Annotated in this window: 16 protein-coding genes and 1 pseudogene; 14 read left to right on the top strand and 3 right to left on the bottom strand. The window is 72.8% G+C overall.

Translation table 11 applies throughout. The features are described from left to right. Positions 1–8: 8 nt before the first annotated feature. From lpdA to FHS34_RS04375, 6 genes are all read left to right on the top strand, one after another. Positions 9–1,397, top strand: a complete 1,389-nt coding sequence (gene lpdA / locus FHS34_RS04400) for a dihydrolipoyl dehydrogenase (RefSeq protein WP_184961177.1) — start codon at positions 9–11, stop codon at positions 1,395–1,397. Positions 1,398–1,458: 61 nt separating this feature from the next. Beyond that, complete coding sequence (gene sucB, locus FHS34_RS04395; RefSeq protein WP_184961175.1) at positions 1,459–3,255, top strand: 2-oxoglutarate dehydrogenase, E2 component, dihydrolipoamide succinyltransferase; 1,797 nt, start codon at positions 1,459–1,461, stop codon at positions 3,253–3,255. A 275-nt stretch (positions 3,256–3,530) separates the two neighbouring features. Further along, a complete protein-coding gene (locus FHS34_RS04390; RefSeq protein WP_184961173.1) occupies positions 3,531–4,154 on the top strand; it encodes a GntR family transcriptional regulator in 624 nt (207 codons plus the stop codon). Between the two features lie 257 nt (positions 4,155–4,411). Beyond that, entirely contained in the window at positions 4,412–7,114 is a 2,703-nt protein-coding gene (gene aceE, locus FHS34_RS04385; RefSeq protein ID WP_184961171.1) for a pyruvate dehydrogenase (acetyl-transferring), homodimeric type, read from the top strand. Between the two features lie 77 nt (positions 7,115–7,191). Continuing rightward, positions 7,192–8,175, top strand: a complete 984-nt coding sequence (locus FHS34_RS04380) for a helix-turn-helix transcriptional regulator (RefSeq protein ID WP_184961169.1) — start codon at positions 7,192–7,194, stop codon at positions 8,173–8,175. A gap of 59 nt (positions 8,176–8,234) precedes the next feature. Continuing rightward, the gene (locus FHS34_RS04375; protein WP_184961356.1) at positions 8,235–8,753 is read left to right on the top strand and encodes a DUF4240 domain-containing protein; all 519 of its coding nucleotides are present in this window, start codon (positions 8,235–8,237) and stop codon (positions 8,751–8,753) included. 275 nt (positions 8,754–9,028) lie between these two features. Here FHS34_RS04375 and FHS34_RS04370 read toward each other — a convergent pair. Continuing rightward, positions 9,029–9,763: pseudogene (locus tag FHS34_RS04370) on the bottom strand (peptidoglycan recognition protein family protein); the annotation flags it as partial. Between the two features lie 268 nt (positions 9,764–10,031). Here FHS34_RS04370 and FHS34_RS04365 point away from each other — a divergent pair. After that, positions 10,032–11,216, top strand: a complete 1,185-nt coding sequence (locus tag FHS34_RS04365; protein WP_184961167.1) for a MarP family serine protease — start codon at positions 10,032–10,034, stop codon at positions 11,214–11,216. A gap of 70 nt (positions 11,217–11,286) precedes the next feature. Here the strand turns inward: FHS34_RS04365 and FHS34_RS04360 are convergent, their stop codons facing one another. Continuing rightward, positions 11,287–11,775 (bottom strand): GNAT family N-acetyltransferase, encoded by a 489-nt coding sequence (locus tag FHS34_RS04360; protein ID WP_184961165.1) that lies wholly within the window; start codon positions 11,773–11,775, stop codon positions 11,287–11,289. A gap of 72 nt (positions 11,776–11,847) precedes the next feature. Between FHS34_RS04360 and FHS34_RS04355 the strand changes: the two genes are divergently transcribed. Both FHS34_RS04355 and FHS34_RS04350 read left to right on the top strand, forming a co-directional pair. Then, positions 11,848–12,741 (top strand): TIGR01777 family oxidoreductase, encoded by an 894-nt coding sequence (locus tag FHS34_RS04355; protein ID WP_184961163.1) that lies wholly within the window; start codon positions 11,848–11,850, stop codon positions 12,739–12,741. A 183-nt stretch (positions 12,742–12,924) separates the two neighbouring features. Then, positions 12,925–14,298 (top strand): NAD(P)/FAD-dependent oxidoreductase, encoded by a 1,374-nt coding sequence (locus FHS34_RS04350; RefSeq protein ID WP_184961161.1) that lies wholly within the window; start codon positions 12,925–12,927, stop codon positions 14,296–14,298. Positions 14,299–14,373: 75 nt separating this feature from the next. Here FHS34_RS04350 and FHS34_RS04345 read toward each other — a convergent pair whose 3' ends face one another. Continuing rightward, a complete protein-coding gene (locus FHS34_RS04345) occupies positions 14,374–15,843 on the bottom strand; it encodes an NsdA family TPR-like regulatory protein (RefSeq protein ID WP_184961159.1) in 1,470 nt (489 codons plus the stop codon). 240 nt (positions 15,844–16,083) lie between these two features. Here FHS34_RS04345 and lipB point away from each other — a divergent pair, with 240 nt between their 5' ends. The 5 genes from lipB (at position 16,084) to FHS34_RS04320 (ending at position 20,420) form a co-directional block, all read left to right on the top strand. Beyond that, on the top strand, positions 16,084–16,881 hold the full coding sequence (gene lipB / locus FHS34_RS04340) for a lipoyl(octanoyl) transferase LipB (protein ID WP_184961157.1): 798 nt from the start codon (positions 16,084–16,086) through the stop codon (positions 16,879–16,881). Between the two features lie 118 nt (positions 16,882–16,999). Continuing rightward, complete coding sequence (lipA, locus tag FHS34_RS04335; protein WP_184961155.1) at positions 17,000–17,965, top strand: lipoyl synthase; 966 nt, start codon at positions 17,000–17,002, stop codon at positions 17,963–17,965. A gap of 236 nt (positions 17,966–18,201) precedes the next feature. Continuing rightward, a complete protein-coding gene (locus FHS34_RS04330; RefSeq protein ID WP_184961153.1) occupies positions 18,202–18,423 on the top strand; it encodes an SCO2195 family GlnR-regulated protein in 222 nt (73 codons plus the stop codon). Positions 18,424–18,482: 59 nt separating this feature from the next. Beyond that, entirely contained in the window at positions 18,483–19,184 is a 702-nt protein-coding gene (locus FHS34_RS04325) for a DUF4191 domain-containing protein (RefSeq protein WP_184961151.1), read from the top strand. Between the two features lie 126 nt (positions 19,185–19,310). After that, a complete protein-coding gene (locus FHS34_RS04320) occupies positions 19,311–20,420 on the top strand; it encodes a right-handed parallel beta-helix repeat-containing protein (RefSeq protein ID WP_184961149.1) in 1,110 nt (369 codons plus the stop codon). The last annotated feature ends 34 nt before the right edge of the window (positions 20,421–20,454 follow it).

The raw sequence follows: 20,454 nt of genomic DNA, 5'->3' as shown, positions 1-20,454 counted from the left end.
AACGTGACGTGGCGAACGACGCCAGCACTGTTTTCGACCTAGTGATCCTCGGCGGTGGCAGCGGTGGTTACGCCGCGGCTCTGCGCGGGGCGCAGCTGGGCCTGGACGTCGCCCTGATCGAGAAGGACAAGGTCGGCGGCACCTGCCTGCACCGGGGCTGCATCCCCACCAAGGCCCTGCTGCACGCGGGCGAGATCGCCGACCAGGCCCGCGAGAGCGAGCAGTTCGGCGTCAAGGCCACCTTCGAGGGCATCGACGTCCCGGCCGTCCACAAGTACAAGGACGGCGTGATCGCCGGCCTGTACAAGGGCCTCCAGGGTCTGATCGCGTCCCGCAAGGTGACGTACATCGAGGGCGAGGGCCGGCTGTCCTCCCCCACCTCCGTGGACGTGAACGGCCAGCGCGTCCAGGGCCGCCACGTGCTGCTGGCGACCGGCTCCGTGCCGAAGTCGCTGCCCGGCCTGGAGATCGACGGCAACCGCATCATCTCCTCCGACCACGCCCTCGTCCTGGACCGCGTGCCCAAGTCCGCGATCATCCTGGGCGGCGGTGTCATCGGCGTCGAGTTCGCCTCCGCGTGGAAGTCCTTCGGCTCGGACGTCACCGTCATCGAGGGCCTGAAGCACCTCGTCCCGGTCGAGGACGAGAACTCCTCGAAGCTTCTCGAGCGCGCGTTCCGCAAGCGCGGCATCAAGTTCAGCCTGGGCACCTTCTTCCAGAAGGCCGAGTACACCCAGGACGGCGTCAAGGTCACCCTCGCCGACGGCAAGGAGTTCGAGGCCGAGGTCCTCCTCGTCGCCGTCGGCCGCGGCCCGGTCTCCCAGGGCCTCGGCTACGAGGAGCAGGGTGTCGCCATGGACCGGGGCTACGTCCTGGTCGACGAGTACATGCGCACCAACGTTCCGACCATCTCCGCCGTCGGTGACCTCGTCCCGACCCTCCAGCTCGCGCACGTCGGCTTCGCCGAGGGCATCCTGGTGGCGGAGCGTCTGGCCGGTCTGAAGACCGTTCCGATCGACTACGACGGTGTCCCGCGGGTGACGTACTGCCACCCGGAGGTCGCCTCCGTCGGTATCACCGAGGCCAAGGCCAAGGAGATCTACGGCGCGGACAAGGTCGTCGCTCTGAAGTACAACCTGGCGGGCAACGGCAAGAGCAAGATCCTCAACACCGCGGGCGAGATCAAGCTCGTCCAGGTGAAGGACGGTGCCGTGGTCGGCGTCCACATGGTCGGCGACCGCATGGGCGAGCAGGTCGGCGAGGCCCAGCTGATCTACAACTGGGAGGCGCTGCCGGCCGAGGTCGCCCAGCTCATCCACGCCCACCCGACGCAGAACGAGGCGATGGGCGAGGCGCACCTGGCGCTCGCCGGCAAGCCGCTGCACTCCCACGACTGAGCCTTCGGTCAACGGGCGCGACGACACAGACTTCCGCAATTCGTTAGGAGCAACCGAAACCATGGCGGTTTCCGTAACCCTTCCGGCGCTCGGCGAGAGCGTCACCGAGGGCACTGTCACCCGCTGGCTGAAGGCCGAGGGCGAGCGCGTCGAGGCCGACGAGCCGCTGCTCGAGGTCTCGACCGACAAGGTCGACACCGAGATCCCCTCGCCCGCCGCCGGTGTGCTGGCCTCCATCAAGGTCGCCGAGGACGAGACCGTCGAGGTCGGCGCCGAGCTGGCCGTCATCGACGACGGCACCGGCGCCCCCGCGGCCGCCCCGGCCCCCGCCGCCGAGGCCGCTCCGGCCCCGGCCGCCGAGGCCGCTCCGGCCCCGGCCGCCGAGCCGGCCCCCGCCCCGGTCGCCGAGGCCCCGGCCGCCCCGGCTCCGGCTCCCGCCGCCGAGGCCGCTCCGGCCGGTGGCGCCGAGGGCACCGACGTGGTCCTGCCCGCGCTCGGTGAGTCCGTCACCGAGGGCACCGTCACCCGCTGGCTGAAGTCGGTCGGCGACTCCGTCGAGGCCGACGAGCCGCTGCTCGAGGTGTCCACGGACAAGGTCGACACCGAGATCCCGGCACCCGCCTCGGGCGTGCTGCTGGAGATCGTGGTCAACGAGGACGAGACCGCCGAGGTCGGCGCCAAGCTCGCCGTCATCGGCGCCGCGGGTGCCGCCCCGGCCGCCGCTCCGGCCCCGGCCGCCCCGGCCCCCGCCGCCGCTCCGGCCCCGGCCCCCGCCCCGGCTCCGGCCCCGGCTCCGGCGCCCGCCCCGGCCCCCGCCGCTCCGGCCGCGCCCGCCGCTGCCGCCCCGGCTCCGGCCCCGGCGCCCGCCCCGGCCCCGGTCACCCCGGCCACCGCGCCGACCTCCCCGACCGCCACCCAGGCGACCGACGAGGGCGCGTACGTGACCCCGCTGGTGCGCAAGCTCGCCGCCGAGAACGGCGTCGACCTGGCCGGCGTCAAGGGCACCGGTGTCGGCGGCCGTATCCGCAAGCAGGACGTCCTCGCCGCCGCCGAGGCCGCGAAGGCCGCCGTCGCCGCTCCGGCTCCGGCCGCCGCCGCGCCGGCCGCCAAGAAGGCCCCGGCGCTGGAGGTCTCCCCGCTGCGCGGCCAGACCGTCAAGATGCCCCGCATCCGCAAGGTCATCGGCGACAACATGGTCAAGGCGCTGCACGAGCAGGCCCAGCTGTCGTCGGTCGTCGAGGTCGACGTCACCCGCCTGATGCGCCTGCGCGCCCAGGCCAAGGACTCCTTCGCCGCGCGCGAGGGCGTCAAGCTCTCCCCGATGCCGTTCTTCGTGAAGGCGGCGGCCCAGGCGCTGAAGGCCCACCCGGTCATCAACGCCAAGATCAACGAGGCCGAGGGCACGATCACCTACTTCGACTCCGAGAACGTCGGAATCGCGGTGGACTCCGAGAAGGGCCTGATGACCCCGGTCATCAAGCACGCCGGCGACCTCAACATCGCGGGCATCGCCAAGGCCACGGCGGAGCTGGCCGGCAAGGTCCGCGCCAACAAGATCACCCCGGACGAGCTGTCCGGCGCGACCTTCACCATCTCCAACACCGGTTCGCGCGGCGCGCTGTTCGACACGATCATCGTGCCGCCGGGCCAGGTCGCGATCCTCGGCATCGGTGCCACGGTCAAGCGTCCGGCCGTCATCGAGACCGAGGAGGGCACGGTCATCGGCGTCCGCGACATGACCTACCTGACCCTCTCCTACGACCACCGCCTGGTGGACGGCGCCGACGCGGCCCGCTACCTGACGGCGGTCAAGGCGATCCTGGAGGCGGGCGAGTTCGAGGTCGAGCTCGGCCTCTGATCCTCTGATCGGGCAGTACGGCGCCCCGTCCGGATCCTCCGGGCGGGGCGCCGCTTTCCGTGCAGGACCGGCCGCGACCCCACGAGGGACGCGGGGCACCGGGTGACGGGCCGCATACGGCCCGCTCCCGCCCGAACACGGACGGACCCGGGCCCGAACGCGCCACACACTCCGTGTGCGCCTCGTCTCACCTGCACCAAAGCACCCCCACGCGCCCTACCCACGGAGCGAACCCGCCGTATTGTCTAAACGTCAGCCCTCCCGAAGGAGCCCTCATGACCGCGCCCGTCGTCCACTCGCTGCGCGAACAGATCCGCGAGCACATCGTGGAGGGGATCGTCAGCGGGCGCTGGCAGCCGGGCGAGCGCATCGTGGAGCGCCGGATCGCCACCGAGCTGGAGGTCAGCCAGACCCCGGTCCGGGAGGCCCTGCGTGAGCTGGAGACCCTCCGCCTGATCGAGTCGGCCCCCAACAAGGGCGTCCGGGTCCGCAATCTGACCGCGGCCGACCTGGAGGAGAGCTACCCGGTCCGGGCCGGCCTGGAGGCCATCGCGGCCGAGCTGGCGGCGGACCGCCTCGCGGAGGACTGCTCGGCGCTGGAGCCGCACGTCATGGCCCTGTACGAGGCCGACCGCAACGCGGACGGCACGGCCCAGGTGCGCCACACGGTCGGCTTCCACCGTGAACTGGTCCGCGCGGCCCACAACTCGGTGCTGCTGCACACCTGGGAAGGTCTCGGCATCGAGGTCTTCACGGCGCTGTCGATCCGCTGGCTGGGCACCGTCCAGCAGTCGTACGCGGAGGAGCACGAGGAGCTGGTGCAGGCGTTCAAGCGCCGGGATCCGCGGATCCCGGAACTGGTCAAGGCGCACGTCCTCGGGTGCGCCCCGCGCCCCTGACGCACCCGAGCATCCCCCTGCTCACCTGCGAAAACCCGGCATTTCGGCGTCACCGGGTGCCATGATCGAAGGCACCCGGTGCCGACTTTCTTCAAATCAAGAGGTTTTCGCCCTCAACCCTTTGATCGATCATCGATCAGGGAGTTACAGTCGCCGACGGACTTCCACCGAAGTCCAGCCCTGTCCTGCCAAAGACCTAGGGCACCCCCAACCCCTTACCGATGAGGGAACCCCCTTCGACTGAGGAAGGCGGCGACATGACCGACCCCCACGCCATCCAGCCGAGCGCGCTCGACCAGCTCCCGGACCGCGACCCGGAGGAGACCGCCGAATGGCAGGCCTCCCTCGACGCCGTCGCCAGGGAGGCCGGTTCGCACCGCGCCGCGTACCTGATGCGCCGCACGCTGGAGCGCGCCGAGGCGGGCGGCATCGCGCTGCCGAAGCTCCTCGAGACGGACTACGTCAACACCATCCCCACCTCCGCCGAGCCGGGCCTGCCCGGTGACCCGGAGATGGAGGCCCGGATCACCGCCTGGAACCGCTGGAACGCGGCCGCCATGGTGACCCGCGGCTCGAAGTACGGCGTCGGCGGCCACATCGCCACCTTCGCCTCCGCGGCCTGGCTGTACGAGACCGGCTTCAACCACTTCTTCAAGGGCAAGGAGGCCGACGGGTCCGGCGACCAGCTCTACATCCAGGGCCACGCCTCCCCCGGCATCTACGCCCGCGCTTTCCTCGACGGCCGCCTGAACGAGGCGCACCTGGACAACTTCCGCCAGGAGGCCGGCGGCAACGGCCTGCCGTCGTACCCGCACCCGCGGCGTCTGCCCTGGCTGTGGGAGTTCCCGACGGTGTCGATGGGCCTCGGCCCGCTCTCCGCGATCTACCAGGCGCGCTTCAACCGCTACCTGACCAACCGCGCCATCAAGGACGTCTCCGCCTCGCACGTGTGGGCGTTCCTCGGCGACGGCGAGATGGACGAGCCGGAGTCGACGGCGGCCCTCGCGCTCGCCGCCCGTGAGGAGCTGGACAACCTCACCTTCGTCATCAACTGCAACCTGCAGCGCCTCGACGGCCCGGTCCGCGCCAACTTCAAGATCGTGCAGGAGCTGGAGGCCCAGTTCCGCGGCGCCGGCTGGAACGTCATCAAGACGCTGTGGGGCACGGCCTGGGACGAGCTGTTCCAGCTCGACACCACCGGCGCGCTCGTACGCCGCCTGCGCGAGGTACCCGACGCGCAGATCCAGACGTACCAGACGCGCGGTGCCGCCTACATCCGCGAGGACTTCTTCGGCAAGGACCCGGCGCTCGCCGAGATGGCGAAGCTGCTGAGCGACGACAAGATCCTCGAGTGCTTCCACCTCTCGCGCGGTGGTCACGAGGCCCGCAAGGTCTACGCCGCGTACAAGGCCGCCGTCGAGCACAAGGGCGCGCCGACCGTGATCCTGGCCCAGACGGTCAAGGGCCACACCCTCGGCGAGGGCTTCGCGTCGAAGAACGCCAACCACCAGATGAAGAAGCTGACGGTGGACGAGTTCAAGACGATGCGGGACCTGCTGGAGCTGCCCATCAAGGACAGCGACTTCACCGACGGCGTGGTGCCCTACGGCCACCCCGGCGCCGACTCCCCCGAGGTCCGCTACCTCCAGGAGCGCCGCGCGGCCCTCGGCGGACCGGCCCCGGCCCGCCGCACCCACGCGCTGGCCCCGCTGCCCGCCCCCGCCGAGAAGGCGTTCGCCTCCTTCGACAAGGGTTCCGGCTCGCAGAACGTGGCCACCACGATGGCCTTCGTCCGGCTGGTCAAGGACCTGGTCCGCGACAAGGAGACCGGCAAGCGCTGGGTGCCGATCGTCCCCGACGAGGCGCGCACCTTCGGCATGGAGTCGCTGTTCCCGTCGCTGGGCATCTACTCGCCCAAGGGCCAGACGTACGAGCCGGTCGACCGCGACCAGCTGATGTACTACAAGGAGGCCAAGAACGGCCAGATCCTCAACGAGGGGATCACCGAGGCCGGTTCGATGGCCGACTTCATCGCCGCGTCCAGCGCGTACGCGACGCACGGCGAGGCGATGATCCCGTTCTACATCTTCTACTCGATGTTCGGCTGGCAGCGCACCGCCGACCAGATGTGGCAGCTCGGCGACCAGCTCGGCCGCGGCTTCCTCGTCGGCGCGACGGCGGGCCGTACGACCCTCACCGGTGAGGGCCTGCAGCACGCCGACGGCCACTCCCCGGTCATCGCCGCGACCAACCCGGCCGCGCTGACGTACGACCCCGCGTTCGCCTACGAGATCGCGGTGATCGTCCGTGAGGGTCTGCGCCGGATGTACGGCGAGGCCAAGCCGGGCGAGGACCAGAACGTCTTCTACTACCTGACGGTCTACAACGAGCCGCTGCCGCAGCCGGCCAAGCCGGCCGGTCTCGGCATCGACGAGGGCATCGTCAAGGGCCTGTACCGCTTCAACACGGCGGAGTCCGCGGGCGTGACCGCCCCGGCCAACGCCCCGCGCATCCAGCTGCTCGGCTCCGGTACGGCGATCCACTGGACCCTTCAGGCCCAGCGGATGCTCGCCGAGGAGTGGGGCGTGGCCGCCGACGTGTGGTCCGCGACCTCCTGGTCCGAGCTGCGCCGGGACGCGATGGACGCCGACGCGGCGCTGCTGCGCGGCGAGGAGCGGGTGCCGTTCGTCCGCCAGGCGCTGCAGGGTGCCGAGGGTCCCGTCCTGGCCGTCTCCGACTACATGCGCCAGGTGCCGGACCAGATCGCGCAGTGGGTGGAGCAGGACTGGTCCTCGCTGGGCGCCGACGGCTTCGGTCTGTCGGACACCCGTGAGGCCGCCCGCCGCCACTTCGGCGTCGACGCCGAGTCGATCGTCGTCGCGGCCCTGGCCCAGCTCGCCCGGCGCGGCGAGGTCAAGGCCACGGCGGTGAAGGAAGCCCGCGAGAAGTACGGGCTGTAAGCACCGGGGTTCCGGGAAAGGGGTACGGCCGCTGCCGTGCCCCTTTCCTGTCGGTCCCCCCCCGGCATGATGAGGGCATGCGTGCCGCTCGCCTCATCAAGATGGTTCTGCTCCTCCAGTCCCGTCCCGCCATGACCGCCGCCGAGCTGGCCCGGGAGCTGGAGGTGTCGGAGCGGACCGTGACGCGGGACGCGCAGGCGCTGTCCGAGGCCGGGGTGCCGGTGTACGCCGACCGGGGGCGGGCCGGCGGGTACCGGCTGGTCGGCGGCTACCGGACCCGGCTCACCGGCCTGGCCAGGAGCGAGGCCGAGGCGCTGTTCCTGAGCGGGGTGCCGGGGGCGCTCAGGGAGATGGGGCTTCAGGACGCGGCCTCCGCGGCCCGGCTGAAGGTCGCCGCGGCGCTGCTGCCCTCGCTGCGGGACGCCCCGGACACGGCCGCCCAGCGGTTCCACCTGGACGCTCCGGCCTGGTTCCGGGAGCCGGAGACCCCCGCGCCGCTGCCGGTGCTCGCCGAGGCGGTGTGGGACGACCGTCCTGTCACCGCCCGCTACCGGCGTGCGGACCACGAGGTGGAGCGGCGGCTGGAACCGTACGGGCTCGTGCTGAAGGCGGGGATCTGGTACCTGTGCGCGCGGGTGGCCGAGAGCGGCTCCTTCCGGACGTACCGGATCGACCGGTTCGGCACCGTCGACGCCCTCGACGCGACGTTCGACCGGGACCCCGGCTTCGACCTGCCCGGTTTCTGGGCGGACCAGGCCGAGCGGTTCGCCCGGTCGATCCTGCGCGCCGAGGTCGTCGTACGGCTCTCCCCGGACGGGGTGCGCAGGCTGCCGCACGCCGTCGACCCGCTCGGCGCGCGGGAGGCGCTGGACGGTGCTGGTTCGCCGGACGCCGGGGGCTGGGTGACGGTGACGCTGCCCGTGGAGTCGGAGGAGGTCGCGCACACCCAGCTGACGGCGCTCGGGCCGGAGGCCGAGGTGCTGGCGCCGGCCGGGCTGCGGGAGCGGTTCGCGGCGGACGCGGCGCGGACCGCCGCGCTGTACCGGAGCGCGGACGGCTGACGGCGATCCGCCGTACTCCGGGTGCGTCGCACCGGCCGAGGCCCGATGCTGGTGCCGTGATGGACGAGACGGAGTTCTGGGAGCTGATCGACGCCAGCCGGGAGGCCGCCGAGGGCGATCCCGAGGAGCAGGCCGACGTGCTCGTGGACCGGCTCCTCCGGCTGGACCCGGAGCTGGTCCTGGACTTCGCCCGTCACTTCGAGGCCCGCTACAACCGCGCCTACCGCTGGGACCTGTGGGGGGCCGCCTGGCTGCTGCTGGACGGGTGCAGCGACGACGCGTTCGACTTCTTCCGGTGCTGGCTGATCGGCCAGGGCCGGGAGGTCTTCGAGGGCGCGCTGCACGAACCGGACGCGCTGGCCGAGCTGCTCGGCGAGTTCGACGAGGAGATCGACGGCGACGGCGAGGAGCTGGGGTACGCGGCGGACGAGGCGTACGAGCAGCTGACCGGGACCGTCGCGCCCGACCTGGGCATCGCCCCGGCACCGGCCGAGCCGGAGGGCACGGCACTGGACCTGGAGAGCGACCAGGTACTGGCCGAGCGCTACCCCCGCCTCTGGAACCGCTTCAGGACATGACCCGCCCTGCCCTGTCTCCGGCGCCGGGCCCCGGGCCACCGCGTTCCGGACGAGGGGCCTCGCAGCGGCCGGTGGCCTCATGTGGCCGACGGCTTGCCCGTGGCCGACGGCTTCGGCTTCCCCTCGGCCGACGGCTTGCCCTCGGCCGACGGCTTCCCTCCGGCCGACGGCTTCCCCTCGGCCGCCGGCTTGCCCGTCGCCGTCGGCTTGCCCGTCGCCGTCGGCTTTCCTGGCCCCGGTGGCTTTCCCGTCGCCGGGCGGACCGGGGACAGCGTGCGGCCCTGCAGGAGGGCGGCGCGTTCGCGGATGGCCGGGAGGCGGGCGGCGAGGGCCGCGCCGGGGCAGTCGGTCCGGTAGCCGGCCTGATGGCCGGAGAGGACGGGCAGGGTGGCCGCGGTGCCCGCCTTGTAGCGGCTGAGGCCGCTGCTGGAGACCAGCCGGGCCCGGCCACGCGGGTCGACGTCGGCCAGGCCGAGTTTCCAGGCGGCCAGCGCGGCGATCGCGTCGGTCATGGCCCGGGGCACGGGGACCCCGGCGGTGAAGGTCCCGAGGGCGGCGATACCGGCGGTGCGGTGGTTGAAGCCCTGGGCGTGGGCACCGGTGACGGCCCGGTCGACGCCTCCGGCCCGGCCCTCGTAGATGGTGCCGCAGCGGTCGACGAGGAAGTTGTAACCGATGTCGTCCCAGCCGCGGGCACCGGTCTGGCCCGCGTACAGATGCCGGATGATGCGCGGCGCCTCCGCGCACCGGTAGCCGTTGGGCGAGTCGGTGTGGTGGAGGAAGACGGCGACCACCTTGTCGTCGTAGCGCGGAGGCGGCTGGCTCTGCCCGGTGGTGCGGTCGAGCCAGGCGGAGCGCGGCACGATGCGCGGCCGGGCGGCCTGGTGGGCGACGGGCGGCCGGGCCGCGGCGGCACGGCCGGGGGCGGGCAGGACGGCCCGCTCCACGCCGCGGGCGCACAGCGCCAGCGAGACCACGGCCAGCACCCCGGGCAGGCAGGCGGCCAGCACACGCACCGCGCGGCCGGTCCGTGCGACACCCGGTGCACCGGCCTTCAGGACTCTTCGGACCACACGCATGATCTCACTCTCGGGCCGGTGTACCGTGCCCGCGATGTGCGCTGTGCCACCTGGTGGAACCATCGTCCCGGTCCGGGTCGTTTCTGGGGGTACACACGTACGTGGCCGGTTCCACCGTCCGGTGGTCGTCCGGCTCGCGCGTGGGTGATCAACGGACCGGTCCCGTCCGTACAGAGGGGTCCGAGAGAAAGGCGGCTCCGTGGACCTGCTCGATCTGCTGCTTGTGCTGGTGATGGCCGTCTACGCGGTGTCGGGGTACCGGCGCGGGCTGGTGGCCGGATGTGTCTCGCTGGCCGGGTTCGTGGGCGGCGCCGTCATCGGCGTGTGGGTGCTGCCCTGGGTGACGGGCCAGGTGGAACGGGGCTCGGCGGCGGCGACGGTGCTCGCGGTGCTGACGGTGCTGGTGCCGGCGGTGGTGGGGCACGAGCTGGCGGGCCGGCTGGCGCTGCGGCTGCGCGGGGAGCTGGACCGGGGTCCGCTGCGGGTGGCGGACGGGCTGGGGGGTGCGGCGGCGAACGCGGTCGCGGTGCTGGTGGTGGCCTGGGTGGCGGCGAGCGTGCTGGCCGCGGCGCCGTCGCAGACGCTGACGACGGCGATACGGAACTCGGCGCTGCTGGGCGCGGTGCAGGAGGCGATGCCGCAGACCACGCCGGCGTGGTTCTCGCGGGCGACGTCCGCGCTGACCGAGGCGGGTTTCCCGCAGGTGTTCAACCCGTTCGAGAACGAGTCGACGGCCCGGGTGGCCCGGCCGACCGGTGACAGCGTCACCCCGGCCGCGACGAACGCGGCCAGGCTGAGCACGGTGAAGATCGAGGGCGCCGCGGGCACCGAGGGCCGTGAGGGCAGCGGGTTCGTGTACGCGTCGCGGCGCGTGATGACCAACGCGCACGTGGTGGCCGGCATCGACCACCCGAGCGTGCGCGTCGGCGGGGTCGGGCGGTCGTACGAGGCCCGGGTGGTGCTCTTCGACCCGGACCGGGACCTGGCGGTGCTGTACGTGCCCGGGCTGAGCGCTCCGGTGCTGCGGTTCGACACGAGCGCGGTGCGCGGGGACTCGGCGGTGGTGGCGGGCTACCCCGAGGACGGCGGCCTGAACCTGCAGGCGGCGACGGTGGGCAGCCGGGTGCGGGCGACCGGCCAGAACATCTACAACGACCGCGCGGTCACCCGGGAGATCTACGCGATCCGGTCCACCGTCCGGCCGGGCAACTCCGGCGGCCCGCTGCTGACCACGGACGGGCGGGTCTTCGGGGTGGTCTTCGCCCGCTCCACCTCGGACGCCGAGACGGGGTACGCGCTGACGGCGGACGAGGTGGCGGGCGACGCCCGGAGCGCGGCGGCGGCGACGGAGCCGGTGGAGACGGGCGAGCTGGTCAGCTCGTAGCGCCCGGGCGCGTCGGCCGGTCCGCGGGCCGCACCGGCTCACGAGGCCGCGGGATCACGGGGTCACGGGGTCACAGGGCGCGGCCCATGCACACGTCGTCGACGTACTCGCCGCCGACGAAGAACTCCCCGGGCAGTACGCCCTCGACGGCGAACCCCTCGGCCTCGTACAGCCCGCGGGCCGGGGTGTTGTGCCCGAGCACGCGCAGGGTGAGGCGGCGCGCGCCGCGGTCGCGCGCCTCGGCGACGGCGGCCCTGAGCAGGGCGCGGCCGATGCCCCGCCCGCGTGCCTCCTCCGCGACGGCGAACCCCTGGACGGTCAGGACGTGCGCGTTGCTGGCGAGCGGGGTCGGCCGGGTGAGCCGGACATAGCCGAGGAGGCGTCCGCCGGCCTCGGCGACCAGGAACTCGTCCGGGGGGTGCCGCTCGTCGAAGAACGGCTGGTACGGCGGCTGTGGCCGGGGGGCCACCGCGTGCAGGGTGGACCAGGTGGCCCGGTCGAGGACGGCGAGTTCCTCCTCGTCGCGGGCCTCGGCGGGGCGTATGCGGGGCTCGGGCATGACGATCACCCTACGGCGGCCGGCCCGGAGGGCCACCGGGTTTTCGCGCGGCCGTGCGGTCATGCTGGGGCCATGGAACGTTCACGCATCGCGGTGGCCGGCGCGTCCGGTCTCATCGGCAGCGCTCTGGTGCGGTCCCTGGCCGCGGACGGGCACGAGGTGGTACGGCTGGTGCGCCGGGCGCCCCGGGGCCCGGACGAGGTGCACTGGGACCCCGGGCGGCAGCACGTCGACGTGGCCGGGCTGGCCGGGTGCGACGTGGTGGTCAATCTGGCGGGGGCCGGGGTGGGCGACCGGCGCTGGACACCGGAGTACAAGCGGCTGCTCCGGGACAGCCGGGTGCTGGGCACGGTGACGCTCGCCGAGGCGGTGGCCTCGCTGCCCCGGCCGCCGCGGGTGTTCCTGAACGGCAGCGCGATCGGCTTCTACGGCGAGACCGGCGACCGGGTGGTGGACGAGGACGCGCCGCCGGGCGACGGCTTCCTGGCCGGGCTGTGCGTGGAGTGGGAGGAGGCGGCGGCGCCCGCGCAGGAGGCGGGGGTGCGGACGGTGTTCCTGCGCACGGGGCTGGTGGTGGCCCGGGGCGGCGGGGCCTGGGGGCGGCTGTTCCCGCTGTTCCGGGCGGGTCTCGGGGGGCGGCTGGGCGACGGGCGGCAGTACTGGTCGTACATCGCGCTGCACGACGAGGTCGCAGCGATCCGGCATCTCATGGACGCCGAGGCGACGGCCGGGCCGGTCAATCTGACGGCACCGCAGCCGCTGACGAACCGTGAGATCACGGCGGCGATGGCGCGGGTGCTGCACCGGCCGGCGGCGTTCGCGGTGCCCGCGCCGGTGCTGCGGACGGCGCTCGGGGAGATGGCCGGGGATGTGCTGGGCAGCCAGCGGGTGGTGCCGAAGCGGTTGCTGGAATCGGGGTTCCGGTTCGCGTTTCCGGGTATCGACGAGGCGATTCGGGCGGCGTAGTGAGCCGGATGGCAACGTCGGCGAACGAAAGTGACCGTATGCGACCTCCATGCGACCGTGCCCTGTCGATGCGCGACTGTTGTTGACCGATCACAGCCCTAACCTCGACCCGAACTCGGGTATCCCCGGAGCCAGTTGGGGGCATGACGTCTCCACCGGCCGCGTAACCACAGGAGGGGCCTCGTGCTTGAGCCCGCGTACCAGGTGGACGTCGTCATCGTGGGAGCCGGAATCGCCGGCCTCTCGGCGGCCCATCGGCTGACCAGCGCAGGAGTCACCACCGCGGTCCTGGAGGCCGCCCCGTACGCCGGCGGCCGCATGTCGACCGAGAAGGTCGACGGCTTCCGGCTCGACCGCATCGGACAGCTGCTGTCCACGTCCTACCCCGAACTCCGGCTGACGCCGGGTCTGGACGCCCTGGCCGTGCGCCGCTTCGCGCCGGGCGTCCTGCTGCACCGTGACGGGCGCGCCCAGCGGGCGCTCCCGCCGGCGGGCGGTGGGGGCGCGCGGGGCGCACGGGGCGCACTCCATGTGGTGCGCGCTCTCGCGGGCGCTCCCCGGGGTGCGGCGGGCACTCCCGGCCGTACCGCCGCGCCGGTGGGCGGCGCGGTGGACCAGGCCCGGCTGGGTGCCGCGCTCGGCCGGATCGCGGCGACCCCGGTCGAACGCATCCTGGCCCGCCCGGAGATGCCGGCCGGCCAGGCGCTCGCCCAGCGCGGGGTGCCGGCCCGCACCATCGACGGTTTCCTGCGCCCGCTGCTCGCCGCGCTGCTGTGCGACCCGGAGCTGAGCACGTCCAGCCGGTGTGCCGACCTGGCGCTGCGCGCCTTCGCGAGCGGCCGGCTGTGCGTGCCGGAGGGCGGCGCGGAGATGCTGCCGGAGCTGCTGGCGCGGGGGCTGCCGCCGGGCACCGTGCGCACCGGGGTGCGGGTCACCTCCGTGTCCACGACCAGGGTGAGCACCGCCGAGCACGGGGAGATCCACTGCCGGGCGGTGCTGCTGGCCACGGACGCGCGGGCCGCGGCGGAGCTGCTGCCGGGGCTGCGGGTGCCGGACTTCCATCCGGTGACCGTGGTCCACCACACCACCGACGACCCGGCGGCGGCCTTCTCGGCCGGAACCTCGCTGCTGCTGGACGCGGACCGGGGCGGGCCGGTGGCGCACACGGCGGTGCTCAGCAACGTGGACCCGAGCCGGGCGCCGGCCGGCCGGGTGCTGATCTCCTCGACGGTGCTGGGCCCGCCGCCCCAGGGCGTGGACACGGCCGTCCGCATCCATCTCTCCCGTCTCTACGGCACCTCCACGCGCCGCTGGGAGACGCTGGCCGTGCACCACACCCCGGAGGCGGTCCCGGCGATGCGGCCGCCGCACGACCTGCGCCGGCCGGTACGGCTGCTGGCCGGGCTGTACGTCTGCGGCGACCACCGGGACACCAGCACGGTCCAGGGCGCCCTGCACTCGGCCCACCGGGCGGCGTCGGCGATCCTGGCCGACCTGGGGGCGGCGGGCTCGATGCACACCGCCGACCCCACCCCGACCCTGCCCCGCGCGGCCTAGCCGCACCGACGCCCCCGGCCGGCGCCCCCGGCCACGACGGGCGTGGCCGGGGTGGCGGGCCGCGGCCGCCGGTGTTCAGCCCAGGGCCGCCACCTTCTCCCGGTAGCCCCGTACCGGGGCCGCGTCGCGGTACGGCTCCAGGCGGCGTTCGAATTCCTTGACGTACTCCACCGCGCGGGCGGACCGCATCTCCGCGGCCTGGCCGGCGGCCTCCGCCGCCAGCGCGCACGCCTGGTCGAGTTCGCCGAGGCCGAGCCGGGCGGTGGCGAGCACGACCCGGCAGAACAGGCGGCTGCGGGCATAGCCGGCCGCCCGCAGCTGGAGGGCGCGCTCGGCGTGCTGCGCGGCGGCCCGGTACTGCTGCAGGTCCCGGTGGCAGTGCCCGAACTCGTCGGCGAGCTGCGCCTCGTCGAAGAACGCGGCCCAGTACGGCACGTCGTCCCCGGGCCGGGCCGCCTCGAGCGCGCGCTCGGCCCGCACCAGCGCCGCGGTGCACGCCCGTACCTCGCCCAGGACGCCGTGCGCCCGCGCCTCGGACGCGTGCAGCAGCGCCTGGACGACGGGCGGGGCGCCGGTGCCGACGCCCTGCTGGGCGACCCGCGCCAGCTGCACGGCCTCCCTGCCGTGGCCGAGGTAGACGGCCTGACGGCTCATGGTGACCAGGACGTAGGAGCCGTACGCCCGGTCGCCGGCCGCCTGGGCGAGGCGCAGGGCCTGCACGAAGTAGCGCTGCGCGAGTCCGTGCGCGGCGATGTCGTACGACGTCCAGCCCGCGAGCCGGGTCAGGTCGGCGGCGGCGCCGAAGAGCCGGCGGCCGGTCTGCTCGTCGTAGCTGCCGCGGAGCATCGGCTCGCACTCGTGCTCCAGGTAGCGCACGAGTGCCTGGCGGGCGTGGCCGCCGCCGAACCGGTCGTCGAGCGTGCGGAACAGCTCGCCGACCGAGCGCAGCGCGGCGATGTCACCGCCGCTGACCCGGTGCCCGGGGCCGCGCTCGGCCTGCCCGCGCGGCCGGGCCACGGCCGGCATTCCCGGCTGCGGCTGCGGCCTGGCCGCACCGGGCCGGCTCTGCTGCGGCACCCGGGGCGCCGGCTCGCGGGCCACCCGGTCGTCGGGCTTGCCGATGAGCCAGTCCCGGCTGGGCACGACCAGCCCCGCCGGCGTGAAGGCGATCTTGCGCAGCTCGGCGTGGCTGCCGGAGTCCTTGCGCCACAGCCCGCTGACGATGTCGACGGCCTCCTCCGGGGTGGCCGCGAACTCCAGGCCGGCGTACACCGGTGCGCAGGCGTCCAGGCCGAGGTCCTGGGCGGTGAGCCGGCGTCCGAGCCGGCGGGTGAACACCTCGGCGATGAGAGCGGGCGTCGTGCCGCGCGGCTGCTGTCCGCGCAGCCAGCGGGTCACGGACGTCTTGTCGTATCTGAGGTCCAGCCCGTGCTCCAGGCCGAGCTGGTCGACGCGACGGGCCAGACCCGCGTTGGAGAACCCCGCTTCTGCGATGAGCGCGGCGAGCTGGCGGTTGGGGGTGCGCTGCGCGGGTCGGTCCGTCATCTGCGGTGCGGTCTCCTGCCTTCCGGGCCTCTGAAGTGCCCGGATTGCCTGTGAGCAGCCCTTATGGCCTCACGAACGGCGCGAATGTAGCGGAGAGTGAGCAGACGATCACATGCTTCGCCGTTCATTCATCCGATCGTGTGAGGAACGCCCGCACAGCTGACGTACTCCGGTCGGACGTACAGTGGCGTGGGCGCGTTACGTGCCTGACACACCGGTTCGCTGAGGGAGGCGCTTGCCGTGAGTGAGTTGCGGTTCGTCCGCATGGGGTTCGGTGCGGATGCCGTCGATTACCAGGAGGCCTGGGACGAGCAGCGCCGGGTGCACGCGGCCCGGTTCGCCGACGCGGTCCCCGACACGGTGATCCTCCTGGAACACCCGCCGGTGTACACCGCGGGCCGGCGCACCGAGGACAGCGAGCGCCCGCTGGACGGCACCCCGGTCATCGACGTGGACCGCGGCGGCAAGATCACCTGGCACGGCCCGGGCCAGCTGGTGGGTTACCCGATCCAGAAGCTGCCCCGCCCGGTGGACGTGGTCGCGCACGTCCGGCGGCTGGAGGAGGCGATCATCCGCGCCTGCGCCGAGTTCGGCCTGGAGACCACCCGGGTCGAGGGCCGCAGCGGCGTGTGGGTGCTCGGCGACCCGGTCGAGCAGCGGCCGGCGCTCGGCGGTCTGTCGCTGGACTTCGACCCCCGACTGACCGACGAGGAGTTCGACCCGCGCCTCAACGGCCCGGAGTACGCGCCCTCCAACGCGGGCCAGCGGCGCGAGGACCGCAAGATCGCCCAGATCGGCATCCGGGTGGCCAAGGGCGTGACCATGCACGGCTTCTCGTTCAACGTGAACCCCGACATGAAGTGGTTCGACCGGATCATCCCGTGCGGGATCCGGGACGCCGGCGTCGCCTCCCTCGCGAGCGAGCTGGGCCGGGACATCACGATCGAGGAGGTTCTGCCGGTGATCGAGAAGCACCTGAAGGACATCCTGGAGCACGCGGAACTCGCCCCCCGGGTGATCGAGCGGGCGTCCGCCTGATCCGTCCGGCCGTCCGGGAATGCGCCCTGCATCAGTGAGGTTGGTCTCAGCGGCAAGGCGCGAAGAGCACGGGCGTACCCTGGTGTGCGCCGAGGAATCAAAGCTTAGGGAGCCGGTCGTGTCCGCAGTCGCACCCGACGGACGCAAGATGCTGCGCCTGGAGGTCCGCAACAGCCAGACCCCCATCGAGCGCAAGCCCGAGTGGATCAAGACCCGGGCGAAAATGGGCCCCGAGTACACGAAGATGCAGAACCTCGTGAAGAGCGAGGGCCTGCACACGGTCTGCCAGGAAGCCGGCTGCCCGAACATCTACGAGTGCTGGGAGGACCGCGAGGCGACCTTCCTCATCGGCGGCGACCAGTGCACCCGGCGCTGCGACTTCTGCCAGATCGACACCGGCAAGCCCGAGGCGCTCGACCGTGACGAGCCGCGCCGGGTGGGTGAGTCCGTGGTCACCATGGACCTGAACTACGCCACCATCACCGGCGTCGCCCGGGACGACCTGGAGGACGGCGGCGCCTGGCTGTACGCCGAGACCGTGCGCCAGATCCACGCGCAGACGGCGGAGCGCGAGGGCGGCCGCACCAAGGTGGAGCTGCTGGCCCCCGACTTCAACGCGGTCCCCGAGCAGCTGGCCGAGGTCTTCGAGTCCCGGCCCGAGGTCTTCGCGCACAACGTCGAGACCGTGCCCCGGATCTTCAAGCGGATCCGCCCCGGCTTCCGCTACGAGCGCTCGCTGAAGGTCATCACCGAGGCCCGCGACTTCGGCCTGGTGACCAAGTCGAACCTGATCCTCGGCATGGGCGAGACCCGCGAGGAGGTCGGCGAGGCGCTCAGGCAGCTGCACGACGCCGGCTGCGAGCTGGTCACCATCACCCAGTACCTGCGCCCCTCCGTGCGCCACCACCCGGTGGAGCGCTGGGTGAAGCCGCACGAGTTCGTGGAGCTGAAGGAGGAGGCCGAGCAGATCGGCTTCTCCGGTGTGATGTCCGGCCCGCTGGTGCGCTCCTCGTACCGCGCCGGCCGTCTCTACCAGATGGCCGTCGAGAAGCGGGGCGCGTACATCGCGGCCCAGGCGGTCTGAGGCCGCCCCCGCCCGTGTGAATTCGCGCACAAGCAATTACCGGCCAGTAATGGCCGACTCGACGCGGTCCTGACCGTCCTCGCTGATGAGGGCGGCCGTCAGGGCCGCGTCGGCGTTTCGACTCCCGCATCAAGGTTTCATCGGTGTTTGACCGGTCGGACATGCCCTGGTAACACCAATCAGTGACTCTCGTATCACACCCCGTATCTCCACCGCTCCGAGGGGGGACCTCGATCATGCAGGCCGCGCCCGTCTACGAAGTACTGCCGAAAGAGACCCGCGCCACCGCCATCCCGTCGTTCACCGACGCCCTCCGCGCCGTCGAGTCCCTGCTGATGAGCGGCGGCCAGCGCACCGCCCGCCGCAACGCCTGGACCTCCGTCCTGGAGGACCGCCGTCGCGCCAAGGACCGGGTCGAGGCCCAGCGGGTCCTGGAACAGGCCGCCGACCGGCCCTGACGCCCTCCCGCCGGGCACTGCCGTCGTCCGCGCTCCCGGGGGCACGTAGACTTCGTGGCATGGCGAGGAAGGAACCCGCGGCGGACGCCGCGAATGCCGGGCGACTGAAGCAGATCGCCCTCACGTACAAGATGACCCGCAAGGCCGACAAGATGCTCGGCCTTGTGCTCGCGGCCGTCGGCATCGGCACCTTCGGTGTCTTCCTCGCGATCGGCTTCTTGATCGACCACCCGTGGTACCTGGGCGTCTTCGGCCTGCTGGTCGCGCTGCTTGCGACGGCGATCGTGTTCGGCCGCCGGGCCGAGCGGGCCGCCTTCGGCCAGATGGAGGGCCAGCCGGGTGCCGCAGCGGCCGTGCTGGACAACATCGGCCGGGGCTGGACGACGACCCCCGCGGTGGCGATGAACCGCAGCCAGGACGTGGTGCACCGGGCGGTCGGCAAGGCCGGCATCGTGCTGGTCGCCGAGGGCAACCCGAACCGGGTGAAGAGCCTGCTGGCCGCCGAGAAGAAGAAGATGAACCGCATCGTCGCGGACGTGCCGGTGCACGACCTGATCGTCGGCACCGGCGAGGGCCAGGTCGAGCTGAAGAAGGTCCGCACGACCATGCTGAAGCTGCCGCGCGTCCTCACCGGCCCCCAGGTCACGGCCACCAACGACCGGCTGCGGGCCATGGGCGACCTGATGAGCAACATGCCGCTGCCGAAGGGGCCCATGCCCAAGGGCATGAAGCTGCCGAAGGGCGGCCCCCGGGGTCGCTGAGCGGCCCGCCCCTCCACCCGGCCGAGCGCCCCTTCGGGGGCGCTTCGGCGTTTGCGGGCCCGTTGACACGCCGCCGAACGGAGCATCCGGCCGGTAATCAGCTCATGCGCTCCTAGCCTTCAGGGTGTGAAAAAACGCCATATCGCGTACCTCGCGACCACCGCCACCCTCGCCGGTGCGTTCCTCGGCACCACCCCGGCGTCGGCCGCCCACCGGACCCTCGTGGTGCGGCCGGGCGAGTCGATCCAGAAGGCGGTGAACGCCGCCCGGTCCGGCGACACCGTGCTCGTGCTGGCCGGCACCTACCGCGAGAGCGTCACGGTGAAGACGCCCGGTCTGACCCTGCGCGGTGTGGGCCCGGACACCGTGCTCCGGCCGCCCAGGAAGACCAAGTCCGCGGCGCCCGGGCGGACCGAGTCCGCGCCGCGCCCCAAGAAGAGCTCGCCCACCTGCCGCCAGGCCGGCAACGGCATCTGCGTGATCGGCGGCAAGAACAAGGCCCTGCCGGACGTCACCGTCTCCGACCTCAGGGTGACCGGCTACGCCAAGACCGGCGTGTGGTCCATGGGCACCGACCGGCTGGCCGTGAAGCGGGTGACCGCCGACCACAACGGCCAGTGGGGCATCGCCGACGAGCACTCCACCCGCGCGGTGTTCCGGAACAACACCGCCCGCGACAACGGGGACGCGGGGCTGTTCCTCGCCAACACCGTGACGGCCGAGAAGGGCGCCACGAACAGCAAGGGCACGCGGGTCTCGGAGAACCTCGTGGAGGGCAACCGGATCGGCATCACCGTCCGCCGGCTGCGCAACCTCTCCGTCGCGCACAACCGCATCAGCGGCAACTGCGCGGGCCTGTTCGTCGTCGGTGACGAGAACAAACCGAAGACGGGCGACCTGACCGTCAGCTACAACGTCGTCGAGCGGAACAACAAGTACTGCCCGAAGACCGCCCGGCTGCCCTACCTCAAGGGTTCCGGCATCGTCCTGACCGGTACCGAGAAGGCCGTGGTGACGCAGAACATGGTCACCGGCCACTCCGGCAAGTCCCCGCTCTCGGGCGGCATCGTCCTGTTCAAGAGCTTCGTGGGCGCCAAGAGCGAACGGAACCTGATCGCCGGGAACAGCCTGAGCGGCAACTCCCCGGCGGACCTCGTGAACCAGGAGACCACCAAGAGCGCCAACGCCTTCGACAGCAACTTCTGCCGGTCCTCCAAGCCCTCGGGCCTGTGCTGACCGGACGGCCGTACCCGACCCAAGCAAGGAAGGA

It is taken from the genome of Streptomyces echinatus (assembly GCF_014203595.1).
GTDB lineage: Bacteria > Actinomycetota > Actinomycetes > Streptomycetales > Streptomycetaceae > Streptomyces > Streptomyces echinatus.
This window is presented reverse-complemented; position numbering and strand designations above follow the sequence as displayed.

What these genes read in the sequence shown, in the direction of transcription:
- sucB (WP_184961175.1), top strand. Translation starts at nt 1,459, where the DNA reads ATGGCGGTTTCCGTAACCCTTCCGGCGCTCGGCGAGAGCGTCACCGAG.
- FHS34_RS04390 (WP_184961173.1), top strand. Translation starts at nt 3,531, where the DNA reads ATGACCGCGCCCGTCGTCCACTCGCTGCGCGAACAGATCCGCGAGCAC.
- FHS34_RS04330 (WP_184961153.1), top strand. Translation starts at nt 18,202, where the DNA reads ATGCAGGCCGCGCCCGTCTACGAAGTACTGCCGAAAGAGACCCGCGCC.
- FHS34_RS04355 (WP_184961163.1), top strand. Translation starts at nt 11,848, where the DNA reads ATGGAACGTTCACGCATCGCGGTGGCCGGCGCGTCCGGTCTCATCGGC.
- FHS34_RS04345 (WP_184961159.1), bottom strand. Translation starts at nt 15,843, where the DNA reads ATGACGGACCGACCCGCGCAGCGCACCCCCAACCGCCAGCTCGCCGCG.
- FHS34_RS04325 (WP_184961151.1), top strand. Translation starts at nt 18,483, where the DNA reads ATGGCGAGGAAGGAACCCGCGGCGGACGCCGCGAATGCCGGGCGACTG.
- FHS34_RS04380 (WP_184961169.1), top strand. Translation starts at nt 7,192, where the DNA reads ATGCGTGCCGCTCGCCTCATCAAGATGGTTCTGCTCCTCCAGTCCCGT.
- FHS34_RS04375 (WP_184961356.1), top strand. Translation starts at nt 8,235, where the DNA reads ATGGACGAGACGGAGTTCTGGGAGCTGATCGACGCCAGCCGGGAGGCC.
- aceE (WP_184961171.1), top strand. Translation starts at nt 4,412, where the DNA reads ATGACCGACCCCCACGCCATCCAGCCGAGCGCGCTCGACCAGCTCCCG.
- FHS34_RS04360 (WP_184961165.1), bottom strand. Translation starts at nt 11,775, where the DNA reads ATGCCCGAGCCCCGCATACGCCCCGCCGAGGCCCGCGACGAGGAGGAA.